At 71.9% G+C, this 17,093-nt stretch carries 14 protein-coding genes; 4 read left to right on the forward strand and 10 right to left on the reverse strand.

The genetic code is table 11. The features are described 5' to 3' along the window. Positions 1 to 149: 149 nt before the first annotated feature. Complete coding sequence (locus HJC40_RS13075) at positions 150 to 827, reverse strand: response regulator transcription factor (protein ID WP_250001224.1); 678 nt, start codon at positions 825 to 827, stop codon at positions 150 to 152. Further along, positions 824 to 2,092, reverse strand: a complete 1,269-nt coding sequence (locus HJC40_RS13080) for an ATP-binding protein (RefSeq protein ID WP_284043144.1) — start codon at positions 2,090 to 2,092, stop codon at positions 824 to 826. The genes HJC40_RS13075 and HJC40_RS13080 overlap by 4 nt, the downstream gene beginning before the upstream one ends. Before the next feature lie 186 nt (positions 2,093 to 2,278). Between HJC40_RS13080 and HJC40_RS13085 the strand changes: the two genes are divergently transcribed. The 3 genes from HJC40_RS13085 to HJC40_RS13095 are packed head-to-tail and all read left to right on the forward strand — an operon-like array spanning position 2,279 to position 5,553. Then, positions 2,279 to 3,928 carry a PspC domain-containing protein gene (locus tag HJC40_RS13085; protein ID WP_284043047.1) on the forward strand — a complete coding sequence of 550 codons (1,650 nt, stop codon included), beginning with the start codon at positions 2,279 to 2,281 and terminating at the stop codon, positions 3,926 to 3,928. Further along, positions 3,925 to 4,281 (forward strand): hypothetical protein, encoded by a 357-nt coding sequence (locus HJC40_RS13090; RefSeq protein ID WP_250001225.1) that lies wholly within the window; start codon positions 3,925 to 3,927, stop codon positions 4,279 to 4,281. Before HJC40_RS13085 ends, HJC40_RS13090 begins: the two co-directional genes overlap by 4 nt. A gap of 27 nt (positions 4,282 to 4,308) precedes the next feature. After that, a complete protein-coding gene (locus HJC40_RS13095) occupies positions 4,309 to 5,553 on the forward strand; it encodes a phosphatidylserine decarboxylase (RefSeq protein WP_250001226.1) in 1,245 nt (414 codons plus the stop codon). A gap of 293 nt (positions 5,554 to 5,846) precedes the next feature. Here HJC40_RS13095 and HJC40_RS13100 read toward each other — a convergent pair whose 3' ends face one another. The 5 genes from HJC40_RS13100 to HJC40_RS13125 all read right to left on the reverse strand — a co-directional run bounded on the left by HJC40_RS13100 (position 5,847) and on the right by HJC40_RS13125 (position 11,609). Then, the gene (locus HJC40_RS13100; protein ID WP_250001227.1) at positions 5,847 to 6,668 is read right to left on the reverse strand and encodes an alpha/beta fold hydrolase; all 822 of its coding nucleotides are present in this window, start codon (positions 6,666 to 6,668) and stop codon (positions 5,847 to 5,849) included. 389 nt (positions 6,669 to 7,057) lie between these two features. Then, positions 7,058 to 8,284 (reverse strand): HEAT repeat domain-containing protein, encoded by a 1,227-nt coding sequence (locus HJC40_RS13105; RefSeq protein WP_250001229.1) that lies wholly within the window; start codon positions 8,282 to 8,284, stop codon positions 7,058 to 7,060. A 281-nt stretch (positions 8,285 to 8,565) separates the two neighbouring features. Beyond that, positions 8,566 to 9,513: a phosphatidylcholine/phosphatidylserine synthase gene (locus HJC40_RS13110; protein WP_374271685.1), complete on the reverse strand. Its 948-nt coding sequence runs from the start codon at positions 9,511 to 9,513 to the stop codon at positions 8,566 to 8,568. Positions 9,514 to 9,750: 237 nt separating this feature from the next. Further along, positions 9,751 to 10,653: an NUDIX domain-containing protein gene (locus HJC40_RS45225; protein ID WP_308200891.1), complete on the reverse strand. Its 903-nt coding sequence runs from the start codon at positions 10,651 to 10,653 to the stop codon at positions 9,751 to 9,753. Between the two features lie 5 nt (positions 10,654 to 10,658). Continuing rightward, entirely contained in the window at positions 10,659 to 11,609 is a 951-nt protein-coding gene (locus tag HJC40_RS13125) for an NUDIX hydrolase (RefSeq protein WP_250001233.1), read from the reverse strand. A 205-nt stretch (positions 11,610 to 11,814) separates the two neighbouring features. On the opposite strand from HJC40_RS13125, the gene HJC40_RS13130 reads away from it, so the two are divergent. Further along, positions 11,815 to 12,093 carry a PspC domain-containing protein gene (locus tag HJC40_RS13130; protein WP_250001235.1) on the forward strand — a complete coding sequence of 93 codons (279 nt, stop codon included), beginning with the start codon at positions 11,815 to 11,817 and terminating at the stop codon, positions 12,091 to 12,093. A 58-nt stretch (positions 12,094 to 12,151) separates the two neighbouring features. On the opposite strand, the gene guaA is transcribed toward HJC40_RS13130, so the two are convergent. The 3 genes from guaA to HJC40_RS13145 all read right to left on the reverse strand — a co-directional run bounded on the left by guaA (position 12,152) and on the right by HJC40_RS13145 (position 16,993). Then, positions 12,152 to 13,699, reverse strand: coding sequence for a glutamine-hydrolyzing GMP synthase (gene guaA, locus HJC40_RS13135; RefSeq protein ID WP_250001237.1), 1,548 nt, complete (start codon positions 13,697 to 13,699; stop codon positions 12,152 to 12,154). Then, the gene (locus HJC40_RS13140) at positions 13,696 to 15,090 is read right to left on the reverse strand and encodes a S8 family serine peptidase (RefSeq protein ID WP_250001239.1); all 1,395 of its coding nucleotides are present in this window, start codon (positions 15,088 to 15,090) and stop codon (positions 13,696 to 13,698) included. The genes guaA and HJC40_RS13140 overlap by 4 nt, the downstream gene beginning before the upstream one ends. A 106-nt stretch (positions 15,091 to 15,196) precedes the next feature. After that, complete coding sequence (locus HJC40_RS13145; RefSeq protein ID WP_250001241.1) at positions 15,197 to 16,993, reverse strand: S8 family serine peptidase; 1,797 nt, start codon at positions 16,991 to 16,993, stop codon at positions 15,197 to 15,199. Between the last annotated feature and the right edge of the window lie 100 nt (positions 16,994 to 17,093).

Here is a 17,093-nt window from a genome sequence, read left to right on the forward strand (position 1 = left end):
GTGACACAGAGCCAACGACTGCCAAGCCCCCGTTATCAAGCCGATATTTGCCAAGCCCCTTTTTTTTGCCCTGGCACAAACCCCTGAGCTGGAACAATGGCGGTCGGTGCGCGGTTGGCGACCCACCGCAGCGACGCCTTTATGAACGTTCAGACGAGGCGTCTATCGGCCGCCCATCGTGACAATTCGTAACGGTTGCTCATTTGCAGCTTCCGTAAGACGTTCGAGACGTGTGTCTCCACAGTCTTGATAGAGATGAAAAGTTCCTTGGCGATCTCTTTGTACGCATAACCGCGCGCGAGCAGGCGCAGGACCTCACGCTCGCGGTTGGTGAGCTGGTCGAGCTCGGGGTCGGCGACCGGCACGTCGGGCCGCGAGGCGAAGGCGTCGAGCACGAAGCCGGCCAGCCGCGGGCTGAACACCGCGTCGCCGTCGGCCACCCGCCGGATCGCCGCGGCCAGCTCGTCGGGCGAGATCGTCTTGGTGACGTAGCCGCGGGCGCCGGCCCGGATCAGGCCGATCACGTCCTCGGCGGCGTCGGACACGGAGAGCGCCAGGAAACGTACGTGCGGGTGGGTGCGGCGCATCGCGTCCAGCACCGCGCGGCCGCCGCCGTCGGGCATGTGCACGTCGAGCAGCACCACGTCGGGCTCGATGGCGGCGATCCGGCTGACCGCCTCGGCCACCGAGCTGGCCTCGCCGACCACCTCCACGTGGGCGCCGAGCTCGGCGCGGACGCCGGCCCGGAACATCGCGTGGTCGTCGACCAGGAAGACGGTGAGCCGCCGAGCGGCCTCGTCGCCCGGTTGCTCCTGGGGCTCGGTCATCGTGCTGCCTCCTTCTGGGCCGCCACGCTGTCCCGCGACGCGGGGAGCGTCAGCCGGACCTCGGTCCCGTCGCCGGGAGCGCTGCGGATCTCTGCCTTGCCTCCGTGGCGCTGCATGCGCCCGATGATGGAGCCTCGCACGCCGTGCCGCGACTCCTGCACGCCGGACAGCTCGAAACCGGCGCCGCGGTCGCGCACGAACACGCTCAACTCCCCGTCCGACCGCCCCGCCACCGCCCCTGACCCGACTGAAGACTCTCCCTGCTCGACCTCGGCGTAGAGCGACACCGTCTGGACGCCGGCATGACGGGCCGCGTTGACCAGCGCCTCCCGGGCGGCCGCGACCAGGGCGGCGACCCGGTCGTCGCACTCGGTGTCGCCGACCACCACGGTCTCGACGGTGATCGCGTACGTGTCCTCGACCTCGGCGGCGGCCTGCTCGAGAGCGGCGGCGAACCGTTCGGTCGGCGAGGCGCTCGGCTTGTAGAGCCAGTTGCGCAGGCTGCGCTCCTGACCACGGGCCAGCCGCTGCACCTCTTTGATGTCGGCCGAGTTGCGCTGGATGAGGGCCAGCGTGTGCAGCACCTGGTCGTGGATCATGGCGGCCAGCTCGGCCCGCTCCTGCTCGCGGATGCGGCCCTCGCGCTCGGCCCGCAACTGGTTGAACATGCGCCACAGCAGCGGCGCGGCCACCACCCCGACCCCGAGCAGGCCGACCAGCGCGAAGATGACGCCGTTGACCACGGCGCTGAGGCTGCCGGCGGGGGCGTAGACGGCGACGACACCGATGATGCCGGTGGCGACCAGGACCCCGCCGCCGATGAAGCGGAACAGGAAGAAGCGCCGGTCGCTCTCGGCGACCACGGCCGCGAGCCACGGCTGCTGCGGCACCACGCCGCCCAGGGTGCGGCGGGTCGGATCGGACTGGTGCCAGATGATGCCGGCGCCGACCGCGACCACCGCGATGAGCCAGCCGACCGTGCCGGCGACGTTGTCCTTGAAGACCAGGGCCTGCAACAGCACCACGCCGAGGCCGATGGCCGCGAACGGCAGCAGCATGGCCCGGTCACGGCGCTGGGGCGGATCGGCGGTGACGATCTGCTGGGGCAGCACGGCCCAGAACGCGGCGTAGAGAAGGAGGCCGAGACCGTTGAAGCCCAGCAGGACCACCAGCGCGATGCGCACGACCAGCACGGGCACACCCAGGTGCTGCGCCAGCCCGGACGCGACTCCCGCGATGATGCGGTGGTCGCGCGGCCGGTACAGGCGGCGCGGGGGTGGGGTGGCGGCGGCGGTGATGGCTCCTCCTCGACTTGTGTCCTCCGATCGTCACACGTTCGGGCGGCCCGGGCCACGGGGAACTCCCCCAGGTATCGGGCCCCCGGATCTCAGGGTGGCCTCAGGGTCGCCGCCCGAGGCGGTTCGGGTGCCCAGCGGGCGAGGATCGGTGTCATGAACGACGAAGCTGCCGCAGCGCGGGGTCCGTCCGGTCCGTCGGGGGACGTGCCGGCGTCCGCCGCCGACACCACCGCCTCGCCGGCGACTTCCGCGCCGACGAGCGAACCCGGTCCCGCTACTGAGCCCGGCCCCGCCACTGAACCCGGCCCCGCCACTGAACCCGGCCCCGCCACTGAACCCGGCCCCGCCACTGAGCCCGGCCCCGGTCCGAGCGCGGGGTTCAACCCGCCGCCCTGGTTCCAGGCGCCGGCCGCCGGCGGGCCGGGATCCGGGCCGACGTTCTCGCGCGACAAGCTCGTCCGCTCCCGCCAGGGCCGCTACCTGGCCGGCGTGTGCGGCGCCCTGGCCCGCGCGACGAACACCGACCCCGTGCTCTGGCGGGTCCTCTTCGCCGTGCTCGGCGTGATCAGCGGCGTCGGCGTGCTCCTCTACCTGATCGCCTGGCTGGTCATCCCGGCCGAGGGCGACACCGCGTCGCCGATCGAGTCGCTGCTCGGCAAGGGCCGATCGGGCATGGCGCCGGTCTCGGTGGTGCTGCTCGGCGGCGCAGCCGTCCTGTCCTTCGCCTTCGTCGTGCAGGACGGCATGCGCGCCAGCCTGCTGGCCTGCGCGGTCATCCTGGGCGCCGTCCTGCTCATCAAGCGCGGCGGGGGGCATCAGGAGCAGTCCACCTCGTTCTCCGCGGCCCAGGCTTCGCCGGCCCAGCCCTTCTCGGCTGAGCCTTCCACCCAGGCTTTTCCGGCCCAGCCGGCCAAGCCGCCGCCCGGGCCGTTCGAGCCCGGCGCGTTCGACCCGACGGCCCCGTTCGGCGCCGTCCCGGCCACCACGGCGCCGGCGGCCGCGACCGCATCGCCCGCCGAGCCGCTGACCGAACCGATCGTCCCGCCGGCCTCGCCGATGCCGCCCACTCCACCGCCGTACGCGCCACCGGCCGGCGGCTACCGCCCGCCGTTCGCGCCGCACGGCCCGTACGCCCGGCCCACGTCGGTCGCCCAGCCGCCCGCGCCGCCGGCGCCCCGGCTGCCGAAACCGCCGAAGCCGCCCCGTGAGCGCTCCAAGCTGGGCCGCCTGACGTTCTTCGCCCTGATCATGGTGGTCGGCGTGCTGGCCGCGATCGACATGGCGGGGGCCGGCCTCGCCGTCTCGGTCTACTTCGCCGGCGCGCTGGTCACCATCGGGCTCGGTCTGATCGTCGGCGCCTGGCTCGGCCGGTCCCGCGGCCTGATCGCGCTGGGTCTGCTGGCCACGATCGGCCTGCTGATCTCGACCGGCGCCGAGCGGTGGGGCAGCGAGGTCGGCAACAGCGTCTACCGGCCCGCCACGCTGGCCGCGGTCGCCGACCGGTACGACTTCACGGCCGGCAACGCCACGCTCGACCTGCGTCAGGTCGACTTCGCCAACCAGGAGCAGAACGTCACCGTGACGATGAAATACGGACAGGTGCGGGTGCTGCTGCCCGAGAGGGTGGACACGACCACGGTCGTCCAGCTCCAGGACGGCCGGGCGGTGATCTTCGACCAGGAGTTCAACGGCCGCGACATCGCCGGGCAGAACCTGACCGACCTCGGGCCGGACGGCGCCGGTGGTGGCACGCTCAAGCTCGACCTGCAGCTGGACAAGGGCAACCTGGAGGTACACCGATGAGGCCGCATCGCACCGATGGCGTCTCGCTCAGCTTCGGCGTGCTGTTCCTGCTGGTCGTCGCCTGGTGGGCGGTGACCCGCGTGGTGACCGTCCACCTGCCCGCGGTGGGCTGGCTGGTGGCCGGCGGACTGATCGTCTTCGGCGTGCTCGGCCTGCTGGGCGCGCTGCGGTCGGCCCGCGGGACGCCCGCCCCGGCCCCGGCGGCCGAGCAACCGGCCGAGCCGGAACTGCCCGGTGACCTCACGCCCGAGGTGCACGCCTCGATCGTCCGCGAACTGCTGGACGACCCGGCCGACCGCTTCGCCCAGGATCACCCCGGCGTGCCTCACTCCGAGCGGCCGCGCAGCGAATAGGACGGGCCGCGCAATATGCTCGTCGGCATGACTGCCTTTCCCGTCGTGTCCCGTGCGCCGATCGTGGGAGTCGGCGTCACGGCTGCCCGCGCCCTGACCGCCGAGTTCGCCCGGCACAACGCGGCCACGTCCGCGATCGTGTTCGGCGCCGACCACGCCTCCCCCGTGGTCGCCAGCGCGGTCGAGGCCCTGCTGCCCGGCGACCGCCTCACCCTGGTGGCCGGCGAGCGCAGCACAGCCGACCTGCTGCGCGACCACATCGACGGGCTCGGCAGCTGGATCGCCGACCGGGTGCACGTGGTCGAGTCGCTCGACGAGGCCGAGCCGGCCGACGTGGTGATCGTCGGTGAGCCCGTGACCGGCACCGCCGGCGATGTGCGCGACCTGCTCGACCGGCTCGGCAAGCACCTCGCCGACGGCGCCGTCGTCACCGTCGCGGTTCCGGCCACGCCGGGCCGTACGGGCGGGGCCGCGGCCGAGCTGTTCCGGCAGGGCGCGCTCTTCGGCGTCGGCTCCGACCTGGTGGTGCGCAACCAGCCGCCGCTGCGCGTGCACAAACTGCGCTTCACGCCGGCCGACCCCCGCGTCGCCGCCACGCTGGCCCCGGTCCACCGCCCGTCCAGCGTCCCGGTCACCCGCGGCATGCACATCGACTCGAACGGCGTGGCCGCCGCGGGCATCGCCCTCGGCCTGGCCGCCGCGGCCCGCCTGGCCCGGCCGAAATCCAAGCTGTGGCTGCTGCCCGCGCTGGCCGCGGCGCCGGTCGCGGCGTTCTTCCGCGACCCGGAGCGCGAGCTGCCGGACGACCCGGCCGCGGTCGTGGCCGCGGCCGACGGGCGGGTGCTGTCGATCGAGCGGATGACCGACGATCGCTTCGGGCCGGGCGAGTTCCTGCGCATCGCGGTGTTCCTGTCGGTGCTCGACGTGCACGTCAACCGGGTGCCGGTGGCCGGCCGCGTGTCCGACTACTTCGTCGAGGACGGCGGCTACGCGAACGCGATGACGGCCGCGGCCGAGCACAACGTGGCGGCCTACACGGTGCTCGACACCGAGCACGGCACCGTCGCGGTGGCCCAGCGGACGGGCCTGATCGCCCGCCGCATCGTGCAGCGCGTCCCGGTGGGCACGCTGGTGGCCCGCGGCGAACGGATGGGCCTGATCCGCTTCGGCTCACGCACCGACGTCTACCTGCCCGCCGACCGCGCCGAGCCGCTGGTCAGCGTCAACGACAAGGTCATCGGCGGCTCGTCGGTCATCGCCCGCTGGCTCTGACCCCGGCTGCGGCTGACCCCGACCTCGACGCCCGCCGGGTCCGGCCGTCGCCGCCACACGCGGTGACGGCCGGGCGCGGGCGGGACATGTTCCACCATCCCTTGATCTGTCGATGCGGATCAGGTCGGCGTTCTTCGGCCGGCCATGACCACGAGGACGACAGATCCGCCGCATGCACGCCGGTGGCCTCGAGTCGAAGGCATCGTCACCGCCGGATGCCTTCGGTCCGGCGGTGACTCGTTTCCTCGGACGTGAGCCCGGCGAGCATCGGTGGGTCGCCCGCCGCCGACGTGTCAGCTGGTGATGAAGCCGAGCAGGTCCTTGTTGAACTCCTGCTCGTGGGCGCCGGTGAGGCCGTGCGGAGCACCCGGGTAGATCTTGAGTGTCGAGTTGGCGACAATCTTCGAGGACTTCAGCGCCGACGCCTGGATCGGCACGATCTGGTCGTCGTCACCGTGCAGGATCAGAGTCGGCACGTCGATCTTCTTGAGGTCTTCCGTGAGGTCCGTCTCGGAGAATGCCTTGACGCAGTCGTAGGCGCTCTTGATACCGACCGACATGGACATCAGCCAGAACGCGTCATGGGCCCCTTGACTCACGGTCGACCCCGGCCGATTGGCTCCATAGAACGGAAAGGCCAGATCACGGTAGTACTGCGACCGATCGGCGAGCACGGCCTCGCGGATCTCGTTGAACGGCTGGATCGGTAGCCCTTCCGGGTTGGCGGGGGTCTTGAGCATCAGCGGCGGGATGGCGCCGAGCAGGACCATCTTGGCGACCCGGGAGGTTCCGTGACGTCCGACGTAGCGGGTGACTTCACCCCCGCCGGTGGAGTGCCCGACCAGGATGATGTCGTGCAGGTCGAGGTGCTCGATGACGGCGGCCAGGTCGTCGGCGTAGTGGTCGAGGTCATTTCCCTCCCACGGCTGGCTCGAGCGTCCCCCACCGCGCCGGTCGTGGGCGACGGCCCGGAACCCGTGGCCGGCGACGAAGTTCGCGGAGCCGTCCCAGGCGTCCGCGGTCAGGGGCCAGCCGTGGCTGAAGACGACGGGCTGCCCGCTGCCCCAGTCCTTGAAGAAGATTTCGGTTCCGTCCGGTGTCGTGACTGTCGGCATGCGCTTGCCTTTCTGGTGGATGCGGTCGTTCGCGTACGAGGGAACGGCTATCGGTCGAGGAAGGCGCCGGCCGGCCGGGCGGATCGCCCGGAACCGCGACGGTCGTAGGCGATCACCCGGTAGCCCGCCGTGAGCAGCGGGTGGATCTGGGCTCCTCGGTGACCGGGTCTGTTTCGAAGCTCGCAGACATCACGGTCGCGGGACAGGCGGGCTGACCCGAACCAGAGGTGGGTTCACCGAAAGAAATGGCGGGCTGTCCCGCGACAGGAATCCGGTGCACGCGATGGTTCCCGCTCGCCGGCCCTGCGAGGCTCGCCTTGGACCCGGGTTCTCAGCCCGGCACGATTGGCGGCCCGGCACGATTGGCCGGCCCGGCACGAAAGGTCAGCTCAGATGGGCAGTGCACCGGTCGGGAGGCCGAATTCCCGGCCGGCCCGGGTCAGGGCGAGCACGCCGTGCCCGCGCACGTCCGTGCTGGGGCCGAGAGCCGCCGGTGAGACCGACAGCGCGGCGGCCACCACGAGGGCGTCGCAGACCTCCGGCTGGTCACGCTCCCACTCCTCGGCCGGCACGTCGTAGATCTCGTTGGGCAGCAGCATCGTCTGCTCGACGGGCAACCGCTCCCCCACCACCGGCTCGTACTCGCTGTAGTGCCGGATGATCTCTCCACGCTCGGCGACGGTCCAGCCCGAGTCGCCGGTCTGCGCGTCGTACCAGTAGGCCTGGGCCTGGCCGAACCGGGCGCTGAGCTCGCGTACCGCGTCCGGCTCCTTCTCCCACCTCTGCGACCACGGCCCGAAGACCAGCGTCCAGCCGTCCAGGCGCGGGGACACGAACGCCACCGTCCGCCTCCGCGAGCCCGAGCGGTGGGTGGCCGATTCGGCGGCGGCCTGGCCCAGCCGCATGGTCGCCGGACGGGGCGAGGACAGGTCGAGCGCTTCCAGCACGGCCGTCTGATCGCCGGTCGGCAGCGCGAGCCAGGGGCCGCAGGGCGTCTCGCCCTCGATCGGCTCGTCGGTGAGCTTCACCCGGATGAGTCGCTCGATCGCCGCCTGGTCGGCCGGTGACAGCGCCTCGAAGCCGCCGGCCTCGGCCAGGGCCCGCAGCGCGGCGGCCCGCCGACGGCCCGGGCCCTGCGCGCGCACCCGGCGCAGGTGCGGGAGCGCGGCTTCGCCCAGCTCGGCGAAGGCCCACACGGCCCGTTGCCGCACGTCCTCATCGGGATCGTCGAGCAGGGTGAGGAGCGCGGGCGCGGCCGGCATCCCCTTCTCGCCGCGGTACTGGATGCCCAGGGCGGCGTCCTCACGGACGTACGCGCTCGGGTGACTCAGCGCGGCGATGTAGTCGTCGAGCAGCTCCTCGGAGAAGCCGACGAAGGCCCAGCCGCAGCGGCGCCGGGTCTCGTCGGTGGGAGCGGTGGCGATGGCCTCGGCCAGGGGCGCGAAGGCGGGCCGGCCGATGGTTCGCAGCACCGAGCCGGCGTCGCCCCAGTCGACGGGCGACGCCTCGTCGAGCAGCTCCGCGATCAGCGGCGCCACCGCCTCGGCGCCGAGGGCGACCAGCTCGGCCGACGCCGCCGCCCGGTCGGTGGACAACCGCAGCATCAGATCCCGCACGGCGACGAAGCTTAGCGGCACCCAGAGGCCGGCGGGGACCAGCGCTCGGCCAGGAACAGCGCTCGGCCAGGAACAGCACTCGGCCAGGAACAGCACTCGGCCGGGAGCGACGCTCGGCCGGGACCAGACCCGGCCGGGACCAGACCCGGCCGAGACCAGACCCGGCCGAGACCAGAGCCGGCCGAGACCTGTATCCGGCCGGGACCACAGCCGGCCGGAGACAAAGCGAGAGGCCGTCCCCGGTGGGGACGGCCTCTCGGATGATGCCGGAGCTGTCGGGCTCAGACGCGCCGGGCGCGGACCCACAGGACTGGGCCGCTGAACAGGTAGGCCGCGACGAGCAGCACGAAGGTCAGCCGGGCGTCGACCAGGGCGCCGACGATCGGGACCAGCCACAGCCAGGCGGGCAGCCGGACGAGGCGGGCGATCTTGACGTACGGGAAGCTCGAGACCATGGCGAAGGCGAGCAGGGCCACGCCGCCGAGCAGGACCGGGCCGGGAAGCGGCAGGTCGATCAGCACGGTGACGGCCAGTACGGCGGCGACCAGGGTGGTCGGGACGCCGCTGAAGAACTTGCCGTCCTTGGGCGAGACGTTGAAGCGGGCCAGGCGGATCGCCGCGCACGCGGCGACCAGCATGCAGGCCACCGCGGCGGCCGGCGTGGGAACCGAGTGGGCCAGGGAGGCGTAGACCACGACCGGCGCGGCCAGGCCGAACGAGCACATGTCGGCCAGCGAGTCCATCTGGGCGCCGAACGGGCTCGACACGCCCAGCTTGCGGGCGAGCGCGCCGTCGAGGCCGTCGAAGGCCACGCAGGCGACCAGGAAGGCGGCGGCGAGCTGCACGTCGCCGTGCATGGCCAGGAAGATCGCGGTCAGGCCGAGGGCCAGGCTGGCCAGCGTGCAGCCCTGGACGAGCGCGAAGCTCAGCCGCCGGGCGGTGGTGTGCTCGCCGGGGAGCAGCGACACCTCGGTGGGCTGCTCGACCGGCGCGGGGATCGCGAGGTGCGGCGCGGCCGGGCCGTGGACCCGGCTGTGCTCGGCCCCGGTGTAGATGACTTCGGCCCGGGTCGCGGTGGCGGCGCGGCCGGAATCGGCCCGGCGCCCCACGCGCACCAACAGGGCTTGCCGCGCGATCGTTCCGCCGCGGCGCAACCGGCCTGCCCAACGACGACCGGCGGGACGGGGACTATCCGTCGAGCGACGCCGGCGCCAAGGGGTTCTCGGCACGTGTTTCCTCCAGGGATCAGGTGGCTCACCGTGATCACGGTGAGCGGCGGCCCGGTAGCCCGTCGCACGCGGGGCCCGGGGAAATGTGCGGGTTACACCATCGCACAGCGAGTCGACCTTGGCGAGAAGCCGAATCAGCCGTCGGTGGCCCGTTCGCTCCGCCGGTGTCGCTCAGCTGGTTGGGTCTGAGACGGCGGACGGGACAGGCCAGTTGTCTCACCTCTCCCTCGGGCGATTTTACCTCGCCTGTTCCGCTTCGACCCGTGCTACGGCGGTGGCAGCCAACTCGGTCAGGTCCAGCCGCCCGGCCTCGGCGAGCGTGAACCAGCCGGCCTCGGCGGTGGATCCGCCCGCTTCCTCCGTCACTACAGGTTCCGTCGGCAGGTCGATCGAAACCCTGAACAGCACACGAATCACATGCCAGTCGATCGGCACGCCCTCCGGGCCGAACGCGGCCGGGTCGTGGCGGTGGGACATGCCGAGCAGCCCGGTCACCCGACCGTGTTGCGAGGTCTCCTCGACCAGCTCGCGGGCCAGGGCCGCCTCGGGGGTCTCGCCGTGGTCGGTGCCGCCGCCGGGCAGGTGCCACCGGCCGGCGCCGGGATAGCCCGGGGCGATGCGGGTGAGCAGCAACCGGCCGTCCGGGCCGGTCGCCGCCGCGTACGCCCCGAAGCGCTGCACCCGCCGCGGCCGCAGCAATTCCTCATCCGCATGCGGTTTGTCCGATTCTGTGGCCGGAAGGCCCAGCACAGCAGCGGTGAACGGCATCAACGGCAGCTCGTTCAGCCGGTCGTCCGGGACCCATTCGACCAGCTCAGTGGTGCCGTCGGTCTCGAAGACGAGGGCTCCCCCGGTCACGGACACGTCGTAGATGGCCCGGTCGGTGTGCTCGAGCTCGCCGGTGGGCAGCCGGAACACATCGGCGGTGACGGTGCGCAGCGCGTCGACGCGTACCGAAAGGCCGGTCTCCTCGCCGAACTCGCGCACCACGGCGTCGTCCGGGTGCTCGCCCTGCTCGACACCGCCGCCGGGGAGCGTCCACAGGCCCGGGAAGGAGCTCAGCGCGGAGTTCCGGGCGAGCAGCACCCGCCCGGCCTCGTCACGGCAGATCCCGTACGCCCCGACCCGTCTGATCTTCACCGGGCCTAGATTAGCCTCGCCTTTCGCAGGGCCTCGGCCGTGACCTCGGTGAGCTCGTCCTCGGACAGGTCGGCGACCTGCTTGACCGGGACCCACCGGGCCTCGGAGGTGGAGCCGCCCACATCCTTGACGGCCACCTCGGTCGGGTCGTCGACGACCACCCGATAGAAGGCCCGTACGCCGTGCCAGTCGATCGGGTATCCCTCGGGGCCCAGCGACGCCGCGTCCCGGTGGCTGGCCACCCCGAGGAGCTCGATGAGCCGGCCGGCCTGACCGGTCTCCTCGACGAGCTCGCGGATCAGCGCGGTGCCGGGCTGCTCGCCGTAGTCGGTGCCGCCGCCGGGCAGGTGCCAGCGGCCCTCGCCGGGGTAACCCGGGGCGATGCGGGTGAGCAACAACGAGGCGTCCTGCGGGTCGGTTGCGATCGCGTACGCGGCGAAGCGCTGCGCGCGGTGCAGCCCGTCCGGCCCGGGGTAGGCGTAGAAGGACGGGAACTCGGGCGCCGGCTCGGGGCGCAGGTCGGCCGAGGCGCTGCCCAGACCGAGCGCGTTCGCCGTGAACTGCCGCAGCTTGAGCCCCTCGGCCTCCTCGAGGGTGTGCCAGCGGGCCAGGTCGGTGGGGTGCCCGACCCGGTCGACCAGGGTGCCGCCACGCAGCGACACCGTGTAGATGAGGCGGTCGGTGTGGATGGTGACGCCACGGTGCGGCAGCGAGCGCATGTCGGCCAGCACGTCCCGGAGCCCGGTGACGGCGACGGAGAGGCCGGTTTCGGCGGCCGTCTCGCGGACGACGGTGTGGTTGGGGTCTTCGCCGTGGTCGACGGCGCCGCCGGGCAGCGACCAGACGCCCGGCGTGCCGGACCGGCTGGAGGCGCGGACGAGCAGCACGCGGCCGTCGTCGTCGGTGGCAACGGCATAGGCGGCGATCCGGCGGAGCGGTTCAAGTGCGGGGGTCACAGGGCGGCATTCTGCCCGGAATATGTGAACTCCAGAAAACGTCTGTCGGATTCCTGACAGGTGGTTAGCGCAGTGTAATTGCTGATCAGAGCACTTCCCTGCACAAAGCGCTCGTGATCCACTACACGCGGTAATGGTTATCTCAGGGTTGGTATCCGGGGGCTCACCGAGGTCGCCGGGGGCCTTGCGTGGCCACCATGGAGACATGAATCAGCTCTCCGACGGCAGCTCAGAGGCGCCGTACAAGCAGCTCCGCCGGCCTCTCGACGATCGCCTCGCCGCGGGGGTGTGCAGCGGTGTAGGCCGCTACTTCGACATCGACCCGGTGCTCGTCCGGGTGGCCTTCGCCCTGCTCGCGGTGATCACCGTGGGCACGGCGCTGATCGCCTACCCGCTCATGTGGTTCCTGATGCCCGAGGAGACGCCGGTCGCCCCGGTCTGGCGCGACCCGAGCGACCCGACCTGGGGCCGCCCGGCAGCGTGACGACCGGCCGCCCGACGGGCTCAGGCGGCCGGACGAGGGACGAGACGGGGCGCCCCGCTCACTCCCACTCGATGGTGCCCGGCGGCTTGCTGGTGACGTCGAGGACGACGCGGTTGATGTCGCGCACCTCGTTGGTGATCCGGGTCGAGATCTTGGCGATGGTCTCGTAGGGCAGGCGCGACCAGTCGGCGGTCATCGCGTCCTCGCTCGAGACCGGCCGCAGCACGACCGGGTGACCGTAGGTGCGCCCGTCACCCTGGACGCCGACGCTGCGCACGTCGGCCAGCAGCACCACCGGGAACTGCCAGACGTCGCGGTCGAGACCGGCCGCGGTGAGCTCCTCGCGGGCGATCAGGTCGGCCGCGCGCAGCAGGTCGAGCCGCTCACGGTCGACCGCGCCGATGATGCGGATCGCCAGGCCGGGACCGGGGAACGGGTGGCGGTGCACCATCTCGTCGGGCAGGCCCAGTTCGGCGCCGAGCGCCCGCACCTCGTCCTTGAAGAGGGTGCGCAGCGGCTCGATCAGCGCGAACTGCAGGTCGTCGGGGAGGCCGCCCACGTTGTGGTGCGACTTGATGTTGGCCGTGCCGGTGCCGCCGCCGGACTCGACCACGTCGGGGTAGAGCGTGCCCTGCACCAGGAACTCGATGTGCCGCTCGGCGTCGAGCTCGCGGGCCGCGCCCTCGAACGCGCGGATGAACTCCCGTCCGATGATCTTGCGCTTCTGCTCGGGGTCGGTGACCCCGGCCAGGTGACCCAGGAAGACCTCGGACGCCTCGACCACCTTGAGCCGGATGCCGGTGGCGGCGACGTAGTCCTTCTCCACCTGCTCGGCCTCGCCGGCCCGGAGCAGGCCGTGGTCGACGAAGACACAGGTCAGCTGGTCGCCGATGGCCTTGTGCACGAGCGCCGCGGCGACGGCCGAGTCGACGCCGCCGGACAGGCCGCAGATCACCTGCTTGTCGCCGACCTGGGCGCGGATCGCGGCCACCTGGTCGTCGATGATGTTGTCGGGCGTCCAGGTGGGCTCGAGGCCCGCGATGTCGTAGAGGAAGCGCTCGAGCATCTGCTGCCCCTGCTGGGTGTGCGCCACCTCGGGGTGGAACTGCACACCGGCCCGCCGGGCGGTCAGGTCTTCGAAGGCGGCCACGGGGGCGCCCGGGGTCGACGCGGTGACCGCGAAACCCTGCGGGGCGACCGCGACACTGTCGCCGTGGCTCATCCAGACCGGCAGGTCGTCGGGAAGCTCGCGCAGCAACGTGCCGCCCTGGGCGGTCAGCATCGTGCGGCCGTACTCCCGCGAGCCGGTGTGGGCCACCGTGCCGCCGAGCGCCTGGGCCATGGCCTGGAAGCCGTAGCAGATGCCGAAGACCGGGACCTCGTTGTCGAACAGCCCGGCGTCGAGCACGGGCGCGCCCGGCTCGTAGACGCTGGACGGCCCGCCGGAGAGGATGATCGCGGCCGGGTTCTTGGCCAGCATCTCGGCGACCGGCATCGAGTGCGGGACGATCTCGGAATAGACCCGCGCCTCCCGCACACGGCGGGCGATCAGCTGGGCGTATTGGGCGCCGAAATCGACGACGAGGACCGGGCGGGGAGTACTCACCCGGCGAGTTTACCGTTGGCGACCCGCAGGTTCCCGGCCCGGTCGTACGCCCGGACCTGTACGCTCCGCGCCCTCGCCGGCACAGCGAACCGGCTCACCGACCCGGCCCGGCGCACCGTGACCCGGCCGTCGACCACCAGTTCCAGCCGGGTCACCCCGGACGCGTCGGTGGCCCGGGCGGTGACCGTACGACCGGACTTCGCGAGCCGCACCGCCGGCGCGGCATTGTCGGCGCGCACGCTGCGGCGCACCACGGTCAGGTTGCCGCGGCGGTCGTAGGCGCGCAGCTCCAGCTGGACGGTGGCCGTGTCCGGCGCGGACTGCCAGGCGAACGAGTACGGCGCGGTGGTGTCCGTGGCCACCAACCGGCCACCCGCGTACAGCTGGACCCGCGAGACGCCGTGCTGGTCGGACGCCGCGGCCGTGATCGTCACCCGGCCCCGGACGAGCGCGCCCACGGCGCCGAAGGCGACAGCCGGCCGGGTGACGTCGCCGTCGACGGGCAGGGCCCGCAGCGCGGCGGGCACGTCGATGCGGCCGGAGGGAAGTGACCGGGTTCCGACCAGCGCGGCGCGGATCCGCGCGGCCGAGGGCGCGGGGTCGGTCGCGGCGAGCAGGCCGGCCACCCCGGCCACGAACGGCGTGGCCGACGAGGTGCCGCAGTACGGCGCGACCAGGCCGGTCGGGCCCTGGGCCGGGTTGCAGCCGGGCGCGGTGACGTCGACCCAGGGGCCGTGGTTGGACCAGTCGTAACGGCTCCCGGACGGGGTGACCCCGCCGACCGCCAGGACCGACGGGATCGCGGCCGGGTAGTGCGGGGTCGCGGCTCCGCGGTTGCCGGCCGCGGCGACGACCAGGGCGCCCTTCCCCTCCGCGTAGGCGACGGCGTCGCTCAGCAGCGGGCTGTCGTCCGAGCCGCCCAGCGACAGGCTGATGACCGACGCGCCGCGGTCGGCGGCGTAGCGGATGCCCAGGGCGATGTCGGTGTAGCTGCCGCCGCCCTTCGCGTTCAGCACCTTGACCGGCAGGATCCGGCAGTACCAGCAGATGCCGGCGATCCCGGTGCGGTTGTTGCCGGACGCGGCGATCACGGTGGCGGCCATCGTGCCGTGCCCGTTGTCGTCGGACGGGTCGTCGTCGTGGTTGGCGAAGTCGCGGCCGGGCAGCAGACGGCCGGCCAGGTCGGGCAACCGGCTCACCCCGGTGTCGACCACCGCGACGATCACCCGGGAGGAGCCGCGGGTGGACGACCACGCCTGGTCGACGCCGGTGCGGGTGACCCCCCACTGGCCGGCGAACGCCGGGTCGGTGGGACGGATCGGGGCACCCTGGGCCGGCGCGGCGATCAGCATCGACGCGCCCGCGAGCAGACCGGCGACCAGTTTCCGCATACGGACGACCTCACAGACGTGAAAGGAGCCGGCCACGATGGCCGGCTCCCTCACGTTCGGTTCGGTGCTGGACCGTCCGGGTTGTTCTCCGGAGCGGTCAGGGTGTTCAGCGGGTGTAGGTCAGCTTGACCGAGTTGCTGGAGTTGCCGGCCTTGTCGTAGCCGCGCACCTGCACCGTGAAGCTCTTCGGCACCGAGGAGGCGGCGAAGGTGAACGGCTTCAGCACGGTGCGGCTCTGCGACGCCTTGCCGTTGATGAGCAGCACCCACTTGCCCATGCCGGCGGTGGCGTCCGTACCGCTGAACTTGATCGTCACGGTGCCCTTGACCTTCGTGCCGCTCTTCGGCGCCGAGGTGATCTTGGTGACCGGCGCGGTGTTGTCCACCGTCACCACGCCCTTGACGATCTTCTGGTTGCCGGCCTTGTCGGAGATCCGCAGCTCGACGGTCGTCCTGCCCTTGTAGCCGGCGGTGTTGAAGATGATCCCGTACGGGGCGTTCTTGCTGTAGTTCTTGTAGACGCCGTTCACGTACAGCAGCGACTTCTGGATGCCGGACTTGTCGTCCTTAAAGTTCACCGGACGCACCGGGATGCTCCCCTTGGCGAAACCGCCGTTCGGCGTGATGCCGGTGGCGGTGGGGGCCGTACGGTCGGTCGGGACGTTCAGCGCGATCGAGGCGTCGACCAGGCCGTAGTTGACCCCGGCGACCTTGCGGACCGAGGCGCTCTTGTAGATCGAACTCGCGATCGACCAGCCGGTGTAGCTCGGGTTCCTGGTCTTCACCAGGGCGGCCACGCCGGAGACGATCGGCGCCGAGAACGACGTGCCGCTCGTGCCGGTGTTGTAGTTGCCGTACCTGTCCATGGTCATGACGTCGCCCACGGCGGCCACGTCGACCCAGCTCGCACCGGACTTGTTCCGCGACGAGTAGGACGTCAGCGTCTGGTGCCCCGCGGTGCAGCCCGGCGTGGTCGCGTAGCTCGCGCAGCGCTTGGTGGCGGCGACGGTCAGCACGTCGGTGTAGGCCGCCGGATACTGCGGCGTCGTGTTGCCGGCATTGCCGGCCGCGGCCACCACCAGCGCGTTGTTGACGTTGGCGTAGGCCACCGCGTCCTGCAGGACCTTGCTGCCGGGACCGCCGAGGGAGAGGTTGATGATGCGGGCGCCGTGCTTGACGGCCCAGATGATGCCCTGGGCGACGTCGCTGCCCGACCCGTTGCCCTTGTTGTCGAGCACCTTGACCGGCATGATCTTGCAGGACCAGCAGACCCCGGCCATGCCCTGCTTGTTGTTGCCCCGAGCGGCGATGAGGGCGGCGACCGAGGTGCCGTGACCACGGTCGTCGGCCGGCGAGGAGTCGTCGTTCACAAAGTCGTAGCCGGCCACGGTCGCGCCGGCCAGATCCTTGATGGCGTTGACGCCGGTGTCGACCACGGCGACGGTGACGGCGGAACCCTTGGTGGTGTCCCAGGCCTTCGGCGCCTTCACCGCGTACATCTCGTTCTGCTTGCTGAAGGACGGGTCGTTGGGGACCGTGTCGAACTCGGCGAGCTGGACGTCCTTCTCGACGTAGGCCACGTTGGGGTCGTTGCGCAGGGAGGCGATCACCGACGCGATGCGACCGCTCGACACCGTCACGCGCGAGGCGTTGATCTCGGCGAGCGCGGACTGTGCCGTGGCGGCGTCCGCGGTCCGCAGACCGGCGGACGACAGACTGCGGGTCGAGGCGACGCGGTCGATGCCGGTCTTGTAACCGACGACGAGGCTGACCGGCGTATTGGCGGCGGCGGACATCGACTTGGCGTCGTCGGCGGCCAGAGCCCAGGTGGTCACGCTCGTCATCGACACGACGACGGCAGTGGAGATGAGACCGACGGTGACCCGTCGTTTGGTGAGCTTCATCGAAGCGTGCGCCTCCCCCGTTGATTCGCGGCGGTCAGCGTACGGGTGAACGCCGGTGGGGCCACCACCGGTTTCACATATCGAGATCTTGCGCCATTGA

This window comes from Actinoplanes sp. M2I2 (assembly GCF_023544445.1).
Taxonomy (GTDB): domain Bacteria; phylum Actinomycetota; class Actinomycetes; order Mycobacteriales; family Micromonosporaceae; genus Actinoplanes.

Bases quoted from the DNA above. Each gene is read 5' to 3' on its own strand.
- HJC40_RS13075 (WP_250001224.1), bottom strand. From the start codon at position 827: ATGACCGAGCCCCAGGAGCAACCGGGCGACGAGGCCGCTCGGCGGCTC.
- HJC40_RS13085 (WP_284043047.1), top strand. From the start codon at position 2,279: ATGAACGACGAAGCTGCCGCAGCGCGGGGTCCGTCCGGTCCGTCGGGG.
- HJC40_RS13090 (WP_250001225.1), top strand. From the start codon at position 3,925: ATGAGGCCGCATCGCACCGATGGCGTCTCGCTCAGCTTCGGCGTGCTG.
- HJC40_RS13095 (WP_250001226.1), top strand. From the start codon at position 4,309: ATGACTGCCTTTCCCGTCGTGTCCCGTGCGCCGATCGTGGGAGTCGGC.
- HJC40_RS13100 (WP_250001227.1), bottom strand. From the start codon at position 6,668: ATGCCGACAGTCACGACACCGGACGGAACCGAAATCTTCTTCAAGGAC.
- HJC40_RS13130 (WP_250001235.1), top strand. From the start codon at position 11,815: ATGAATCAGCTCTCCGACGGCAGCTCAGAGGCGCCGTACAAGCAGCTC.
- HJC40_RS13140 (WP_250001239.1), bottom strand. From the start codon at position 15,090: ATGCGGAAACTGGTCGCCGGTCTGCTCGCGGGCGCGTCGATGCTGATC.
- HJC40_RS13145 (WP_250001241.1), bottom strand. From the start codon at position 16,993: ATGAAGCTCACCAAACGACGGGTCACCGTCGGTCTCATCTCCACTGCC.